The sequence below is a fragment of the Parabacteroides sp. AT13 genome (genome assembly GCF_002272965.1).
GTDB classification, from domain to species: Bacteria; Bacteroidota; Bacteroidia; order Bacteroidales; family Tannerellaceae; genus Parabacteroides; species Parabacteroides distasonis.
In genome coordinates this window covers 852,238-867,085 of record NZ_NQMH01000001.1, presented here as the reverse complement: position 1 = coordinate 867,085, position 14,848 = coordinate 852,238, and the positions used below count along the sequence as shown (strand labels likewise).

At 41.7% G+C, this 14,848-nt stretch carries 16 protein-coding genes and 5 tRNA genes; 7 read left to right on the top strand and 14 right to left on the bottom strand.

Annotation, left to right across the window (positions count from 1 at the left end):
• The first annotated feature begins 138 nt into the window (after window positions 1–138).
• Window positions 139–212 (top strand) — tRNA-Arg (locus CI959_RS04110).
• A gap of 63 nt (window positions 213–275) precedes the next feature.
• On the opposite strand, the gene CI959_RS04105 is transcribed toward CI959_RS04110, so the two are convergent.
• Together CI959_RS04105 and CI959_RS04100 are read right to left on the bottom strand one after the other, a co-directional pair.
• A complete protein-coding gene (locus CI959_RS04105; protein ID WP_008772644.1) occupies window positions 276–698 on the bottom strand; it encodes a GNAT family N-acetyltransferase in 423 nt (140 codons plus the stop codon).
• A 64-nt stretch (window positions 699–762) separates the two neighbouring features.
• Window positions 763–1,341 carry a Crp/Fnr family transcriptional regulator gene (locus tag CI959_RS04100; protein ID WP_005858942.1) on the bottom strand — a complete coding sequence of 193 codons (579 nt, stop codon included), beginning with the start codon at window positions 1,339–1,341 and terminating at the stop codon, window positions 763–765.
• Window positions 1,342–1,750: 409 nt separating this feature from the next.
• Between CI959_RS04100 and CI959_RS04095 the strand changes: the two genes are divergently transcribed.
• Window positions 1,751–2,188, top strand: a complete 438-nt coding sequence (locus tag CI959_RS04095) for a DoxX family protein (protein ID WP_005858940.1) — start codon at window positions 1,751–1,753, stop codon at window positions 2,186–2,188.
• A 111-nt stretch (window positions 2,189–2,299) separates the two neighbouring features.
• Here the strand turns inward: CI959_RS04095 and CI959_RS04090 are convergent.
• The 3 genes from CI959_RS04090 to CI959_RS04080 form a co-directional block, all read right to left on the bottom strand.
• A tRNA-Val gene (locus CI959_RS04090) sits at window positions 2,300–2,374 on the bottom strand.
• 34 nt (window positions 2,375–2,408) lie between these two features.
• Window positions 2,409–2,483: transfer RNA gene (locus CI959_RS04085), tRNA-Val, on the bottom strand.
• Window positions 2,484–2,516: 33 nt separating this feature from the next.
• Window positions 2,517–2,591, bottom strand: a tRNA-Val gene (locus CI959_RS04080).
• A gap of 236 nt (window positions 2,592–2,827) precedes the next feature.
• Here CI959_RS04080 and purB point away from each other — a divergent pair.
• Genes purB through asnS form a run of 3 tightly spaced genes read left to right on the top strand, consistent with a single transcriptional unit; the run spans window position 2,828 to window position 7,140 of the window.
• Complete coding sequence (purB, locus tag CI959_RS04075) at window positions 2,828–4,171, top strand: adenylosuccinate lyase (protein ID WP_005858936.1); 1,344 nt, start codon at window positions 2,828–2,830, stop codon at window positions 4,169–4,171.
• Between the two features lie 59 nt (window positions 4,172–4,230).
• A complete protein-coding gene (locus CI959_RS04070; RefSeq protein WP_009276157.1) occupies window positions 4,231–5,718 on the top strand; it encodes a pseudouridine synthase in 1,488 nt (495 codons plus the stop codon).
• Between the two features lie 15 nt (window positions 5,719–5,733).
• On the top strand, window positions 5,734–7,140 hold the full coding sequence (gene asnS / locus CI959_RS04065) for an asparagine--tRNA ligase (protein WP_008779348.1): 1,407 nt from the start codon (window positions 5,734–5,736) through the stop codon (window positions 7,138–7,140).
• An 83-nt stretch (window positions 7,141–7,223) separates the two neighbouring features.
• On the opposite strand, the gene CI959_RS04060 is transcribed toward asnS, so the two are convergent.
• Window positions 7,224–7,694, bottom strand: a complete 471-nt coding sequence (locus tag CI959_RS04060) for an Lrp/AsnC family transcriptional regulator (RefSeq protein ID WP_005858930.1) — start codon at window positions 7,692–7,694, stop codon at window positions 7,224–7,226.
• A 144-nt stretch (window positions 7,695–7,838) separates the two neighbouring features.
• Between CI959_RS04060 and CI959_RS04055 the strand changes: the two genes are divergently transcribed.
• A complete protein-coding gene (locus tag CI959_RS04055; RefSeq protein WP_009276155.1) occupies window positions 7,839–8,387 on the top strand; it encodes a GNAT family N-acetyltransferase in 549 nt (182 codons plus the stop codon).
• Between the two features lie 52 nt (window positions 8,388–8,439).
• On the opposite strand, the gene CI959_RS04050 is transcribed toward CI959_RS04055, so the two are convergent.
• The 8 genes from CI959_RS04050 to CI959_RS04015 form a co-directional block, all read right to left on the bottom strand.
• Window positions 8,440–8,910: a biopolymer transporter ExbD gene (locus CI959_RS04050; RefSeq protein ID WP_005858926.1), complete on the bottom strand. Its 471-nt coding sequence runs from the start codon at window positions 8,908–8,910 to the stop codon at window positions 8,440–8,442.
• Window positions 8,910–9,500, bottom strand: coding sequence for a biopolymer transporter ExbD (locus tag CI959_RS04045; RefSeq protein WP_005858924.1), 591 nt, complete (start codon window positions 9,498–9,500; stop codon window positions 8,910–8,912). The genes CI959_RS04050 and CI959_RS04045 overlap by 1 nt, the downstream gene beginning before the upstream one ends.
• Before the next feature lie 32 nt (window positions 9,501–9,532).
• Window positions 9,533–10,006, bottom strand: a complete 474-nt coding sequence (locus CI959_RS04040) for a hypothetical protein (RefSeq protein ID WP_005858922.1) — start codon at window positions 10,004–10,006, stop codon at window positions 9,533–9,535.
• Between the two features lie 9 nt (window positions 10,007–10,015).
• Window positions 10,016–10,759 (bottom strand): MotA/TolQ/ExbB proton channel family protein, encoded by a 744-nt coding sequence (locus CI959_RS04035; RefSeq protein WP_008772636.1) that lies wholly within the window; start codon window positions 10,757–10,759, stop codon window positions 10,016–10,018.
• A gap of 80 nt (window positions 10,760–10,839) precedes the next feature.
• A tRNA-Ser gene (locus CI959_RS04030) sits at window positions 10,840–10,927 on the bottom strand.
• Window positions 10,928–11,074: 147 nt separating this feature from the next.
• Window positions 11,075–11,860, bottom strand: a complete 786-nt coding sequence (locus tag CI959_RS04025; protein WP_005858918.1) for a TatD family hydrolase — start codon at window positions 11,858–11,860, stop codon at window positions 11,075–11,077.
• A 3-nt stretch (window positions 11,861–11,863) separates the two neighbouring features.
• Complete coding sequence (locus tag CI959_RS04020) at window positions 11,864–12,838, bottom strand: polyprenyl synthetase family protein (protein ID WP_008779351.1); 975 nt, start codon at window positions 12,836–12,838, stop codon at window positions 11,864–11,866.
• Window positions 12,839–12,918: 80 nt separating this feature from the next.
• Window positions 12,919–13,611 (bottom strand): energy transducer TonB, encoded by a 693-nt coding sequence (locus CI959_RS04015; protein ID WP_005858914.1) that lies wholly within the window; start codon window positions 13,609–13,611, stop codon window positions 12,919–12,921.
• A 207-nt stretch (window positions 13,612–13,818) separates the two neighbouring features.
• Here CI959_RS04015 and porQ point away from each other — a divergent pair, with 207 nt between their 5' ends.
• Window positions 13,819–14,829, top strand: a complete 1,011-nt coding sequence (gene porQ, locus CI959_RS04010; RefSeq protein ID WP_005858911.1) for a type IX secretion system protein PorQ — start codon at window positions 13,819–13,821, stop codon at window positions 14,827–14,829.
• Window positions 14,830–14,848 lie beyond the last annotated feature (19 nt).

Below are 14,848 nucleotides of genomic sequence, written 5' to 3'. Positions count from 1 at the left end.
AAATAACAAGAATGTGATCGCTTTTATTTGCAAAATGGCAGAATAAGCAGAATACTTATATGCAAAATATCAAAAATAAAATATTTCTCTCCTGTATTTGCTAAACTAAGATATTATATGTACTTTTGCGCAGTCTTTGGCTCGGTAGCTTAGTTGAATAGAGCGTCAGATTCCGGTTCTGAAGGTCGTGGGTTTGAGTCCCACCCGGGTCACAAAAAATCCTTGGTAATCGTTGGATTTCCAAGGATTTTTTGTTTATGTGATTTTAAGGAAAACTATAACCGCATGTGTAAAATAGGATATTCTTTACCTTCTCCGTCCAAATCAGACCTTTTGTATGTGTTAAAGCCTATATGTTTATAAAAACCGACAGCTTGATTATTTTGCTCATTCACATCGACTTTTGTTACTTGCAAATTATCTATGGCATAAGTGATTAATTTTTTTCCTATTCCTATACCTCGATAATTATTGTCAATGAATAACATTTCAAGATTTCCTTTTGCGATTCCCATAAATCCTACTAAGATTCCCTCTTGTTCAAATCCGAATAGAGTGACATGTTGAAAATATACTGGAAGTTGTTCCTTATAGTATAGAAAATCTTCCTCTTTAAGAAAATCATGTGTATTTAATACTGCACTTTCCCAGATTTCCATCAAACGTGGATGATCTGTAACTTTAATTTTTCTAATCATAATTGTAATTACTATTTAAAGCTACAAAGTTCGGAACTTTTACATTTAAAGCACTGAATCTAAGTTAAAAAATACGTTTACGGATTCTGCTTAGTGCTTGTGGTGTGATACCCAAATAAGAAGCTATATCTTTTAGCGGTATATAGTTTAGTGTAATGCCATATTCTTCAATCATCTGTAGATAATACTGTTCAGGGGAATATTTAATCAAGTCGATATTTCTTTTCAAGAGTTTATTCAGCAATATAGCATTCAAATCTTCAAATACAGTTTTTACCTTAGGTATAGCGGTGTATAGTTCATTTTCTTGTTTCTTGTCTATTCGGTAAATAACGCTATCTACAATTGTTTGCACATTAAACGCAGACTTTGTTTGTAATGTAAAAGATATGTTCGACATTGAGAACGTACCCTCTTTACAAAACCAAAAGATTTGTTCTTCTCCTTTATGATTTAATAGCCAACAACGTAATATTCCATCAAAAACGAAATAACTATACCTCTCTATTTCTCCTTCCTTGACCAAAAATGTACCTTTACTAATCAATATTCGTTCAAAATATTGGTCAAATAACTTAGATTCCTTCAAATTGAAAGTACTGGTGCTATAATTAAATCCTTTAAGTAGTTTTTCTAAAAGCATAGTCTAAATGTAATAATTCGTAATATACTTACTCATTTGATATATTCACTGTTACTCCTGTTCTCCTTAATTTAATTTCTCATATTCAGTGAAATATATTTTCGACTACAAACTTACGAAAAAACCGAAAGTTTTTATGTACGTTTATGATGGAGTTATTTAAGTAATGAAAGAACACGGAAAACAAAGGTAATTAGCATGTTGTTAAATTGTTATTCTTTTGAAGATGTATTATTTCAAGTCGTTGTATTATAATAAGGTAAATAGTGTTATGATAGTAGTGGCAAACGTTTTGCAAGGCGAAAGATAAGCCGCTTGTCAATTCCCGGAGCTTTTGCTGAACTAACCTTACTTCGTTTTTGTTATATTACCAGAAAGATGAATTGATAAGATAAAAAATAGGGGAATTATGTCAGCATTTTACAAATTTCTTTTTCCAATGAAGCCGGATGGTACAGCTATATCGTTACTGTTGTTGGCGCTTCGTTTGTTATTTGGAGGTCTATTGCTTTCGCATGGAATACAGAAGTGGACGAATTTTGAGAGCATGTCCGCCGCATTTCCGGACCCACTGGGAGTTGGACATTCGGTTTCTCTAGGCTTGGCCATTTTTGGGGAGCTTTTTTGTTCGATTGGCTTTATTCTCGGTGCGCTCTATCGGTTGGCAATGATCCCGATGATTTTTACCATGGGAGTGGCTTTCTTCGTGATTCACGGGAATGATCCGTTTTCTTTGAAAGAGTTGGCGTTCGTTTACTTGGTCATTTTTATCTTGATGTATATAGCAGGACCTGGTAAGTTCTCGTTAGATCGTCTGATCGCTGTCCTCTTGTCGCAGAAGAGATAGGGAATTGTAGGGAAGTTAACTTGCTTTGGAAAAGTTTCTGGAACCTCGGGTAAACTCTCTGGTTCCTAAATAAAAAAAGACTGTCTGGAAACCAAACAATCTTTTCTATTGTGGGCGTTGACGGATTCGAACCGCCGACCCTCTGCTTGTAAGGCAGATGCTCTGAACCAGCTGAGCTAAACGCCCGAAATTCTTTCGGTGAAAATAATAAATTTAAAAGTGGGCGTTGACGGATTCGAACCGCCGACCCTCTGCTTGTAAGGCAGATGCTCTGAACCAGCTGAGCTAAACGCCCGAAAATCTTTCGGTGAAATAATAAATTTAAAGGTGGGCGTTGACGGATTCGAACCGCCGACCCTCTGCTTGTAAGGCAGATGCTCTGAACCAGCTGAGCTAAACGCCCTTTAAACTTATTTTTTCGTTCGCTTTATCTCTCTAAAGCGCTGCAAAGATACGGCTTTTTTTATTACCACCAAACTTTTTGACGAAAAAATGTGGATGAATATGAATTTTGTTTGGATGTGGCTACGTAAGTGTCTGATGGTCCTAAAAACGGGGCATTTAGTTAAAAATAACGATTGCTTACCTTATTATTCAATGGAAAAGACTTAACTTTGCGACTCTATATTAATAATGTATATGGTATTATCGACACTGACTGCTATTTCGCCCGTGGATGGGCGATACAGGAATAAGGCTGAGAATCTGGCGGCTTATTTTTCAGAATACGCACTTATCAAGTATAGGGTGCGAGTTGAGATCGAGTATTTTATTACTCTATCTGAGTTTCTTCCGCAATTAAGCGAGTTAAATGCGGCGGAAGTAAAAAAGGGGCTCCGGAAAATTTATCAGGAGTTTACGGAGGAGGACGCTTTACGAGTGAAGGAGATCGAGAGCGTGACAAACCACGATGTGAAAGCGGTGGAGTACTTTATTAAGGAAAAAACAAATCATTTCCTTGCGGAGAAATACCACGAGTTTATTCATTTTGGATTGACTTCTCAGGATATTAATAACACATCTGTGCCTTTATCGATCAAGGACGCTTTGCAAGAGGTGTATTATCCGGGTTTGGAAGAGGTGATCGGCGCCTTGAAAAAATACGCCGAGGAATGGATGGATATCCCGATGTTGGCTAAGACACATGGGCAACCGGCATCTCCGACTCGTTTGGGTAAGGAGGTGATGGTCTTTGTTTACCGTTTGGAGCAACAGTTGGCATTGTTAAAGGCCGTTCCTATCTCCGCTAAATTCGGTGGGGCTACAGGAAACTTCAATGCGCATCATGTAGCGTATCCGGAATATGATTGGAGGGCATTCGGTAACAAGTTCGTTAGTGAGGTGTTAGGCTTGAAGCGTGAGGAGTGGACTACCCAGATCTCTAATTATGATAATCTGGCAGCGATCTTCGATGGCTTGAAGCGTATCAATACGATCTTGATCGACTTGAATCGTGACTTCTGGCAATATATCTCCATGGAGTATTTCAAGCAAAAGATCAAGGCGGGTGAGATCGGTTCGTCTGCTATGCCACATAAGGTGAACCCGATTGATTTCGAGAACGCTGAGGGTAATCTAGGGATCGCTAACGCTATTTTAGAGCATTTGGCTACGAAATTGCCGGTATCTCGTTTACAAAGAGACTTGACGGATTCTACCGTGTTGAGAAACGTAGGCGTGCCTTTGGCACATATAGAAATTGCCTTCAAGAGCTTAACAAAAGGCTTGGGTAAATTGTTATTGAACGAGAACGCCCTAAGTAGGGATTTGAATAATTGCTGGGCTGTGGTAGCCGAGGGTATCCAGACGGTCTTACGCCGTGAGGGTTATCCGAAGCCTTACGAGGCATTAAAAGCTTTGACACGTACGAACCAGACTGTTACGGAGCAATCTATCAAGGAGTTTATCGAAACCTTGAATGTTAGCGACCGGATTAAAGATGAATTAAGGGCTATAACGCCTCATAATTATACAGGAATTTAGTGATAATACAGGTAGCCGTGAGGCTACCAAGTTTTTAACCATTGTTTAATTTATAACAAATGAGTACAGAAGAAAGAGATGAATCTCAACTGCGTCCAAAAAAAGTGATACCAAGTATCAGACGGGAAAACACAGACCAAGAAGGTGAAAGAAGACCTTACAATCAGGGTTATAATAAACCTGAGGGTAGCTATGAACGTAGACCGTATCGGTCTTATGGAGAAAATAACCGTCCTTCATACGGGGATCGTCCGAGCCGTCCGCGTTCTTACGATAATAACCGTGAAGGCGGGTATGGCAACAACCGTGAGGGGGGCTATGGTAATAGTCGTCCATCTTATGGCAACAATCGCGATGGTGGGTATGGAAATAATCGCCCGTCTTATGGCAACAACCGTGAAGGTGGCTACAACAGCGGCCGCTCGTCTTATGGAAATAACCGCCCGTCATATGGGAATGGAGGAGGGCAATACAATCGTCCGTCTCGTCCTAATTATGATGGACCGGCAAAGGCTTATTCCGCTAGTCCTTCCGGAGAGGGAATGTCTGCGGATGGTATGAAGAAAAGAAGACCTAGAGTAGGTGATACCCGGGTTGATTACAATGATTCACGTTCAAGCGGCGGGGACGGTTACGCACCCAGACGTTCGTATGGTAACGATAACTCTTATGGCGGTAATCGTCAAGGGGGTGGTGGATATGGAAATAATCGCCGTCCTTCTTACAATAATAATCGCCGTTCCGGTGGAGGAGGTGGTTTCCAAAGACAGCAGGGTTACAACATGCGTCCGAAACAGATCAAGTATAAGGAAGTCTTGGCGGATCCGAACGAACCGATTCGTTTGAACAAATTCTTATCTAACGCTGGTGTTTGCTCTCGTCGTGAGGCGGATGAGTTTATCCAGAAAGGGGCTGTTAAGGTAAACGATGTCGTGGTAACGGAATTGGGTACTAAGATTACTCGTCAAGATGTTGTTACATTTAACGAGAAGCCGGTTCAGATTGAGAGCAAGGTGTATATCGTATTGAACAAGCCGAAGAATTGCGTAACGACTTCTGATGATCCTCAAGAACGCTTGACAGTAATGGATTTGGTGAAGAACGCTTGCCAAGAACGTATTTATCCGGTAGGCCGCTTGGACCGCAATACGACAGGTGTCTTGTTATTGACGAACGATGGTGATTTAGCTTCTAAATTGACTCACCCATCTTTCAAGAAGAAGAAGATCTACCATGTGTGGTTGGATAAGAACGTGGCTATCGAGGATATGGAGAAAATCGCCAACGGCCTTGAGCTTGAGGATGGGGAGATCCATGCGGACGCTATCAGCTATGCTAGCGAGGACGATAAGAGCCAAGTGGGTATCGAGATCCATTCCGGCCGTAACCGTATCGTGCGCCGTATTTTCGAATCGTTGGGATATCATGTGACGAAATTGGATCGTGTTTATTTCGCCGGTTTGACTAAGAAGAACTTAGGCCGCGGTAAATGGCGTTACTTAAATGAAAGGGAAGTGAACGCTCTTAGGATGGGAGCTTTCGAATAAAAAAAAACGATACAGATGGAAACAATTAAACGAACAAAAATTGTAGACGTGCTGAAAAGCGAAGCTTTCGGTACTACCGTGAACGTGAAAGGATGGGTTCGCACCCGCCGTGGTAGCAAACAGGTGAATTTTATCGCCTTGAATGACGGTTCTACAATTAATAATGTTCAGATCGTTGTGGATGTAGATAAATTGGGTGATGAGTTCTTGAAACCGATTACCACGGGAGCTAGTATCAGCGTAAACGGTATCTTGACACAATCCCAAGGCAAGGGGCAAAGCGTGGAGATACAGGCTACTGAGATTGAGATCTTCGGTACGGCTGATCCAGCTACTTATCCGTTGCAGAAAAAGGGACACTCCATGGAGTTTTTGCGTGAGATCGCTCATTTGCGTCCTCGTACGAATACATTTGGAGCGGTATTCCGTATTCGTCACAATATGGCTTACGCTATCCATAAGTTTTTCCATGATAGAGGCTTTTTCTATTTCCATACGCCGATCATCACGGCTTCCGACTGTGAGGGTGCCGGACAGATGTTCCAAGTTACTACCAAGAATTTGTACGACTTGAAAAAGGATGAGAATGGCTCTATCATTTATGAGGACGATTTCTTCGGCAAGCAGGCTAGCTTGACGGTTTCCGGACAGTTGGAGGGTGAGTTGGCAGCTACAGCCTTGGGACAGATTTATACGTTTGGCCCTACGTTCCGCGCTGAGAACTCAAATACGCCTCGTCATTTGGCGGAATTCTGGATGATTGAGCCGGAAGTCGCTTTTAATGATATCACGGACAATATGGAGTTGGCCGAGGAGTTCATTAAATATTGCGTACAATGGGCGTTGGATAACTGTATGGAGGATATCAAGTTCTTGAACGATATGTTCGATAAGGAATTGATCGCTCGTCTGGAAGGGGTCTTGAAAGACTCATTCGTTCGCTTGCCGTACACTGAAGGAATCAAGATATTGGAAGAGGCTGTCGCTAAAGGACATAAATTTGAGTTCCCTGTTTATTGGGGTGTAGACTTGGCTTCTGAGCATGAACGTTTCTTGGTGGAGGATCACTTCAAACGTCCGGTAATTTTAACGGATTACCCGAAAGAGATCAAGGCTTTCTATATGAAGCAAAACGAGGATGGAAAGACGGTGCGTGCCATGGACGTATTGTTCCCGAAGATCGGAGAGATCATCGGCGGTTCCGAGCGTGAGGCCGACTATGATAAGCTAATGACTCGTATTGATGAGTTGGGCATCCCGATGAAGGATATGTGGTGGTACTTAGATACTCGCCGTTTTGGTACGGTGCCTCACTCTGGTTTCGGTTTGGGCTTTGAGCGTCTTTTGCTGTTTGTTACAGGCATGGCAAATATACGTGACGTGATACCTTTCCCGCGTACACCGAATAATGCTGAGTTCTAATAGCGCTTAGTGATCATGATAAAAAGGGCCCGTAACCGGTTTCAACCGAATTACGGACCCTTTTCTTATATTAGCTTCCTTTATTAATCGTCGTCCAGATCAATAGGAATTTGTCTTTTGAATGCCTCCTTAAAGGATATGAGCGATTCGGTGCGAGCCAAGCCCAATGGTTGAAGCTTGTTGTGGATGATGCTTAGCAAATGCTGGTTGTTCTTTGCGTATATTTTTATAAACAGGTCGTATTGCCCCGTTGTATAATGGCATTCCACGACTTCCGGTATCTGCAACAGCGCTTCTGTAACGCTTGGAAATTGTCCGGGAGACTTTAGGAATAACCCCATATATGCGCAAGTTTCATACCCAACTTTTGTGTTATCCACGATGAATTCTGAGCCTTTGATAACCCCTAAATTAGTCAGCTTTTGTATGCGTTGATGAATAGCCGCTCCGGATACGTTACATTCCCTCGCTACTTCCAAAAATGGCATACGCGCATTGCCGATGATTAGTTTAAGTATCTTCTCGTCCAGTTCATCTAGTTGATGATGTGCCATATATTCAGTATATTTGTATTACTGTTAGATTATATCTTTCATATTTAATACAAATATAATGATAATCTTATAATCACCTAAAGATTATGTTAGATTATTTTGATTTTGTAAGCATTCTTTATTCAATTATTAAGTATTTTTTTTATGAGCGAAGATCATGTAATAATTAGTAAGCCTGTCCGGGAGATAGCCGATCCTTTATTGGATCTAGTAGAGAAAACATATACTAGTTCTTTCCCCGAGGAAGAGCGTCGTGATTTCTTTTTGGTACGTAAGCTTTTGGAGGAAGATAGCCGTTTCGAGATGTATGCCTTGCTACGGGATGGTATTTATGTGGGTTTCATTACGGGATGGCAATTTGAGGGCTTTGTTTATGCGGAGCATTTCGCGATCGACGAGTCCGCTCGTAACGGAGGAATCGGAGCGAAAGCAATGACAAGTTTTTTAGCTCTCCACGAAGATCCGGTTGTCTTAGAGGTAGAGATGCCGACAGAGGAGATGAGTAAACGTAGAATCGGTTTTTATGAACGTCTGGGGTTTGTCTTGGATCACCATGTATATTTCCAACCTCCATATCGTAGAGGAGAGGCGTTATTAGAAATGCGTTTGATGACTCATGGGGAACTTGATCTGGAGCGATCTTTTAAGCGAGTTAAGACCATTATTCACCAAAATGTCTATGGAGTGAAATAAAAAAGGCGGGATTCTATTTCCCGCCTTTTTTAGATATTCTATTTGTAGATCATTATTCGTCGACACGTTGAGCGGCAGAATAACTAATCTTTAATGCGTATGCTTCACGAAGAGCCTGCTTGATGTCTGTAATCGTTCCCATCTTGGTCTCTTTATCAGCCTTGATAGAAACCGTCATAAACGGCTGGTCCTCTTCCTTCATACTGGACTTTTCCTGTGCGATATAATCCTGAATTTCCGAAGTTTCCGCAAAAGCGTCATTTAATTGGATACGAGTTTCAGAACCCATCTTCGCTCTCAAATCTCTAGTCGGCTTACCGACATAGATAAATGTTACCAAAGATTTCTTCTCCAATTTTTGAAGCTCTGTAGCTTGTGGAGCATGGAACTCTACTTTCAATGTTACCTCACGCATAGATGTTACCATCATGATGAAGAACAAGAAAGCGAACACCAAGTCAGGTAATGATGATGTATTCAATTCGGGCATTTCACGACCGCCCGCTTTACTAAACTTTCCCATTACTTTTTACCTCCATAATTTTTAGGTTCAGCTTCTGATATCTTTTGCGGATAAATCTGCTGTACAGCTTTTTGTTGTTCTTCGTCCAAATCAGCGAAATTCTTACCGAATTTTTCCTTAGAAACCTTATTTCTCAATTCGTTATAAGCAGCCGCAATTTCATTCTGCACATCGATATAAGCTTGGTATTCAGTACCACGGTCATTCTGTAAAGAAATTACGTGGTTCTTCGTTACCATCATCTTTCCGAAGAATGGAACATCAGCCTCTACACGCTCAGGCTTATGTTCGTCATTATAAGGATTATCAATGAACTCTTTGATTCTTTCTTTCAATTGCTTGATATCGACAAATTGATCACCGCAGAGAATCTGGTTATTACTGTTGATCAATACAACCAACAAGTTTCTCTTTTTGATGTCAACATCGGTATCGTTCTTCTGATCTTTAGGTACAGGGGGCGGCAAACGTCTTGCCAAACCTTTATCTGTATCCATTGATGTAGTAATAAGGAAGAAGATAAGCAACATGAAAGCGATATCGGCCGAAGAAGAACCATTGATACCCGGTGTCTTTCTTTTCTTACCCATTTCTTTCTTGTTTTATCAGTTCGTTATTACTATTATTTACCCATGATTCTCTTTACAGAACCCCAAACTACACATGCTACGATCAGAACCAAAAGTACGATTGTAGACATGATCCACATATCTGTGATCTTTAACCAACCCGGAGTGTTGTAAACTTGAGAGTCTGCGTTCAAACCTGTTAAAGGAGTTGCGTCACCCATCGTGTAAGTGATGAACAAAACGGCAACGAAGCAAACCAATACAACCAAAGACATAATCGCTGATTTAGCGTTTGTCTTCAACAACGTCAAAAATTGCCAAACGGCAAACAACATTGTACTGATGATTGTCACGAAGAACAATACTGAAGTCCAGTTAATCAATAACCCGGTATAGATGGGCTCTTTCATTTCAGCGGCAGGGTCAACGACTCCACCCGCATAAAACATACCCAGAACAATAATACTGATAATAGAACTTATCAGTAAAGTCCAACTGGATATTTTTCTTATTTTAGTAACTGCCATAATTCGTTATTATTTTTTGAATTTGACGTTGTATTTGATAACCAAGTCAAGCAAAGAGATAGAAGCATCTTCCATTTGATTCAAGATAGCCTCCAATTTGCTTAACAAATAGTTATAGAATACCTGAAGGATCAAAGCAACGATCAAACCACCTACAGTAGTAATCAAGGCCACTTTCATACCACCTGCTACAACCGTCGGGCTGATATCACCAACTTGCTCGATTTTATCGAACGCCATGATCATACCTACTACAGTACCCAAGAATCCTAAAGACGGAGCCATTGCGATAAACAATGTGATCCAAGACATATTCTTTTCCAAAAGACCTCCTTGAACACCACCATAAGAAACGATAGATTTTTCTACAACGTCGATACCTTGGTCAATTCTCATCAATCCTTGGTAAGCGATAGAAGCGATAGGGCCTCTTGTGTCACGAGCGATAGCTTTAGCGCCTTCAACATCACCTTTGTCTAAAGCATCTTCGATACCCTTCAACAATTTGCTGGAATTTGTTTCAGCTAAGTTCAAGTAGATAATTCTCTCTAAGCAGAAAGCCAAACCGAAAATCAAAGCGATAGCAACCAAACTCATGAAGTCGGCACCACCTTCGATAAACTTTGTTTTTAATGCTTGATACATACCTCCTTCAACAGCTGTAGCTGCGTCTGCAGCGTCCTGCGCGAATGCTACGGTAGAAGTTCCAAGGGCACATAAACCCAAGAATGCTTTTGCAAATAACTTTTTCATTGTGTGTTTAATTTTTAAGATTAATAATTCTCTTATTTGTTTTTATTTTATTGTTAATTAATTCATGGTATTCTCCACCGCGGAGAGAGCGGGATTCGAACCCGCGAAACCCTTTAGGGGTTTACACGCTTTCCAGGCGTGCCTCTTCAACCACTCGAGCATCTCTCCAATTATTCGCCTAGCTTCTTCTAAAACGACCGCAAAATACGAAAAAATTCCCATATGCAATCTTTTCAGTGCACAAATCTATAGTTTTTGCTTGACATATACACAATATCCACGAAATAAATTTTGACTTCATTCGAAAAAAAGTGTCTATATGGGTTTATTTACGCTTTTAAACAATTCTAATGTGTTTTTTCGAGTAGCGTTTACGGTTTCCTCTAGCGTGAGGCCGAATGTTTCCGCCACTTTCTCGGCCGTCTTCCATATGTAAGTAGGCTCATTCCGTCTACCTCTGTAGGGGACTGGTGAAAGATAGGGTGCATCTGTTTCCAAGAGTATCTTTTTAAGATCCGTTTGCCGAATGACTTCGGACAGTTTTGAATTTTTAAAGGTAACAACTCCGTTTATCCCGATCTTGAAGGTGGGCAGTTTCTTTATTTCTTCCAGCTCTTCCGTTGTGCCGGTAAAACTATGAAATACGCCCTTAAGTCTTTCCGCTCCGACTTTATGTATGCATTCCAGAACTTCCGGATATGCGTCGCGGGTATGGATGGCTACGGGCAGGTTCAGATCGATGCTCCAACGCAGTTGTTCCTCGAAAACGATTTGTTGCTCCTTTAAATAAGTCTTATCCCAATATAGATCGATCCCGATTTCACCGATACCGCAATAAGTACGTTTAGATAGATAGGATTCCGTTTGTTTTAGGATATCGATATAATTGCTATCCACACTGGTCGGATGCAATCCCATCATGGGGAAAGCGAACTCTGGGTATCGATCGCATAAATCGTGCATTCTGTCAATCGTCGTCAGGTCTACGTTTGGCAGAAGCAGGGTGTCGATACCTGAGTCTTTTGCTTTTTGAGCCAGTTCGTCTTGCTCCGGATCGAAATCCTCCAGATATAAATGGCAATGTGTGTCTATTAACCTCATGGATTAGGATTGTCTATGCATTAAATGATCACAAACCTCTTTTAGGATCGTTAATTTTTCGGGGGCGACTTGTAAAGCTTTTAAGTTCTCTACGGATGCGTCGTAATAGGCTTGGATTTTATTTTCTGTTAATTGTTTTAGCTGCAATTCGTTGTAGATAGAGGTGAATGCCTGTATCTTTTGAGCCGGGTCGAATTCTTTTTTATCCATCCAGCTACGGAGAGCTTCCGCTTGTTCTTTATTGGCCAGTCTGAGAGCGTTGATCAATAAGAATGTTTTCTTGTTGCAAAGGATATCGCCGCCAATGTTTTTCCCGAAAGTGGCGGTGTCACCATATACATCTAGTAAATCATCTTGCAGTTGAAACGCTAGACCTATATTGATACCAAACGCATATAAGTTGCCTGCGTCTTCCTGTGAGGCACCTCCGAGTAGGGCACCCGTCTTAAGGGAGCAGGCCAGTAGTACGGCTGTCTTTAGCCGGATCATCTCGATGTATTCTTCCTCGCTCACATCCATGCGAGACTCGAATTCCATGTCGAATTGTTGGCCGCCACATATTTCCGCCGCGGTTTGCGTAAATAAATCCAACACTTGTTTAAGGTGGCCGTGTTCCGTTGATCCGATTAATTGATAAGCCGCTATTAGCATCGCGTCTCCGGAAAGAATCGCCGTATTGGCATTCCATACCTTGTGTACGGTAGGTTTGTTCCTTCTTTTATCAGCTTCATCCATCAGGTCGTCGTGCAGCAAGGTGAAGTTATGGAAAACTTCCAGACCTAAAGCGGGCTTGATCGCATTCTCTATACTATTATTATATATATTACATGCCATCAACGTTAACGCCGGACGTATTCTTTTTCCTCCGAGGGACAAGATGTACTCTATCGGCTCGTATAAGCTCTTGGGAGGATTGGTGAATTGTAGTTGAGAGATCTCGCTTTCTATTCTTTGAAGTATATTCTCGAATGCTAACATAGCTGTATCAATTAATGGAGTTATGAAATAAAAAAAGGCTGCGAAAATAAAGCAGCCTTTTTGATATGTTTAATGTTATACTATTGCAATCTGAACGTGATAGGCACAGTATACTTAACACGTACTGGTTTACCTCTCTGCTTACCCGGAGTCCATTTAGGCATGGTACCGATCACACGAAGAGCCTCTTTATCCAATGATGGGTCTACACCACGTAATACCTCAGCGTCTACTACTGATCCGTCTCGGTTAACCACGAATGCGCAGATTACACGACCTTGGATACCGTTTTCCTGTGCGATTACCGGATACTTGATTGATTTAGCGATAAACTTCAGCAACTCTGCGTCTCCACCCGGGAACTTCGGCATTTCCTCTACAACCGTAAAGATCTGCTGAGCGGATTCTTCTTCTTCCTCTACTACTGCAGGCGGTGTATAAACGGCTGTTTGAGCCTCTTGCTGATTATCCTCTGATGATAAGATATCTTGCTGTTCCAATTCAACGTCGTCTTCAACAACGTTCAAAACCTCGGTTACAACTGGTGCTGGAGGTGGTGGAGGTGGAGGAGGCGTATTCTCCGGTCTCGTGATTTCCACTTCTTCCTCGGCGATGATGTCTGCTACACCCTCGCTAGCCTGAACGACCATTACATCGCGGGTGCTCCATTCGAAGCCCACGAACAAGACAGCTAAGCCCACTACGAATCCCATCAGGATACTTAGAGACTTACCTCTCTCAAGGTCCGCTTTCGGTGATTTTTTAATTTCCATACGTTTATAATAATTTATAAGTGTTTTTCACTTCTGCAAAAATACAAATTATTTCATATATCAAACAAAAATGAGAGCGATAATATACCTTTTTGGCATTTTTCCCGTTTCTGTTAATGTGAAATCCGTATTTCTGAGATTTGCGGGTGTAAAGTAAAAACATTTTTCCGAATTAATGTATCTTTGAACGATTTTTTGCATGAAAATATGAGAAATAAACTATTTATACTGATTTTATTCGTTGTTACACTGTCTGTCTCAGCGCAAAACGGGAGCGAGGCGTATACTTTCTTACGTTTTCCGACCTCGACCCGGGCTAACGCCTTGGGTGGGCATACCGTGGCGTTGGTAGAAAGAGACCCTTCGCTTATCTTCCATAATCCGGCCTTGCTAGGTGCGGAGATGGATGGGATGATCAACTTGAATTATATGAATTACATCTCGGATATCAACGTAGGAAGTGCCTTGTTCACGAAAGCGCATGGCGAGAAAGGGGCTTGGGGCGTAGGCGCTACGTTTATAAGCTATGGCGATATCAAGGAGGTGTTACCGGATAACGTCGTGACCGGAGCGAGCCTGTCGGCGAAAGATATCAGCGTGAACGGTTTTTACTCCCGTGACTTGAATGAGCGTTGGCGGGGTGGATTATCGTTGAAGTTCTTGTATTCGGGGCTGGCTGATTATACCTCTATCGGTTTATGCGTGGATGCGGGATTGAGTTATTATAATTCGGATAAGGGCTTTTCCTTTGGTTTCGCCTTGAAGAATATCGGCGCGCAACTGAAAGCTTACGAGGATGAGCGACAAAAGATGCCTTGGGATATCCAGATGGGTATCACGCAGAAAATGGCGCATGCCCCGATTCGTTTTTCTTTGACGGCCCAATACTTGAACCGTTGGAAGTTCGATTATATCGATAATACGGATAAAGAGTATGACGGGGATTCTTTCGTTAAGACGTTGGCGAAGCATTTTATCATCGGCGTGGATTTTATCCCGTCCGAGAACTTTTGGGTGGGCGTAGGATTCAATCCGAAGGTCAATATGGATATGAAGTTGAAAGGCGGGGGAAGTTTCTCCGGCTTCTCGGCGGGCGCAGGTGTAAGGATCAAGATGTTTGACGTGGGCTTCTCGCTGGCGAAATATCATCCGTCCGCCATGTCGATGATGATTAGCGTATCTACGACCTTGGCCGATTTTAAGAAGGTGACAGAATAAACCTATACATTAATATATA

What these genes read in the sequence shown, in the direction of transcription:
- CI959_RS04105 (WP_008772644.1), bottom strand. Translation starts at nt 698, where the DNA reads ATGATTAGAAAAATTAAAGTTACAGATCATCCACGTTTGATGGAAATC.
- CI959_RS04100 (WP_005858942.1), bottom strand. Translation starts at nt 1,341, where the DNA reads ATGCTTTTAGAAAAACTACTTAAAGGATTTAATTATAGCACCAGTACT.
- CI959_RS04095 (WP_005858940.1), top strand. Translation starts at nt 1,751, where the DNA reads ATGTCAGCATTTTACAAATTTCTTTTTCCAATGAAGCCGGATGGTACA.
- purB (WP_005858936.1), top strand. Translation starts at nt 2,828, where the DNA reads ATGGTATTATCGACACTGACTGCTATTTCGCCCGTGGATGGGCGATAC.
- CI959_RS04070 (WP_009276157.1), top strand. Translation starts at nt 4,231, where the DNA reads ATGAGTACAGAAGAAAGAGATGAATCTCAACTGCGTCCAAAAAAAGTG.
- asnS (WP_008779348.1), top strand. Translation starts at nt 5,734, where the DNA reads ATGGAAACAATTAAACGAACAAAAATTGTAGACGTGCTGAAAAGCGAA.
- CI959_RS04060 (WP_005858930.1), bottom strand. Translation starts at nt 7,694, where the DNA reads ATGGCACATCATCAACTAGATGAACTGGACGAGAAGATACTTAAACTA.
- CI959_RS04055 (WP_009276155.1), top strand. Translation starts at nt 7,839, where the DNA reads ATGAGCGAAGATCATGTAATAATTAGTAAGCCTGTCCGGGAGATAGCC.
- CI959_RS04050 (WP_005858926.1), bottom strand. Translation starts at nt 8,910, where the DNA reads ATGGGAAAGTTTAGTAAAGCGGGCGGTCGTGAAATGCCCGAATTGAAT.
- CI959_RS04045 (WP_005858924.1), bottom strand. Translation starts at nt 9,500, where the DNA reads ATGGGTAAGAAAAGAAAGACACCGGGTATCAATGGTTCTTCTTCGGCC.
- CI959_RS04040 (WP_005858922.1), bottom strand. Translation starts at nt 10,006, where the DNA reads ATGGCAGTTACTAAAATAAGAAAAATATCCAGTTGGACTTTACTGATA.
- CI959_RS04035 (WP_008772636.1), bottom strand. Translation starts at nt 10,759, where the DNA reads ATGAAAAAGTTATTTGCAAAAGCATTCTTGGGTTTATGTGCCCTTGGA.
- CI959_RS04025 (WP_005858918.1), bottom strand. Translation starts at nt 11,860, where the DNA reads ATGAGGTTAATAGACACACATTGCCATTTATATCTGGAGGATTTCGAT.
- CI959_RS04020 (WP_008779351.1), bottom strand. Translation starts at nt 12,838, where the DNA reads ATGTTAGCATTCGAGAATATACTTCAAAGAATAGAAAGCGAGATCTCT.
- CI959_RS04015 (WP_005858914.1), bottom strand. Translation starts at nt 13,611, where the DNA reads ATGGAAATTAAAAAATCACCGAAAGCGGACCTTGAGAGAGGTAAGTCT.
- porQ (WP_005858911.1), top strand. Translation starts at nt 13,819, where the DNA reads ATGAGAAATAAACTATTTATACTGATTTTATTCGTTGTTACACTGTCT.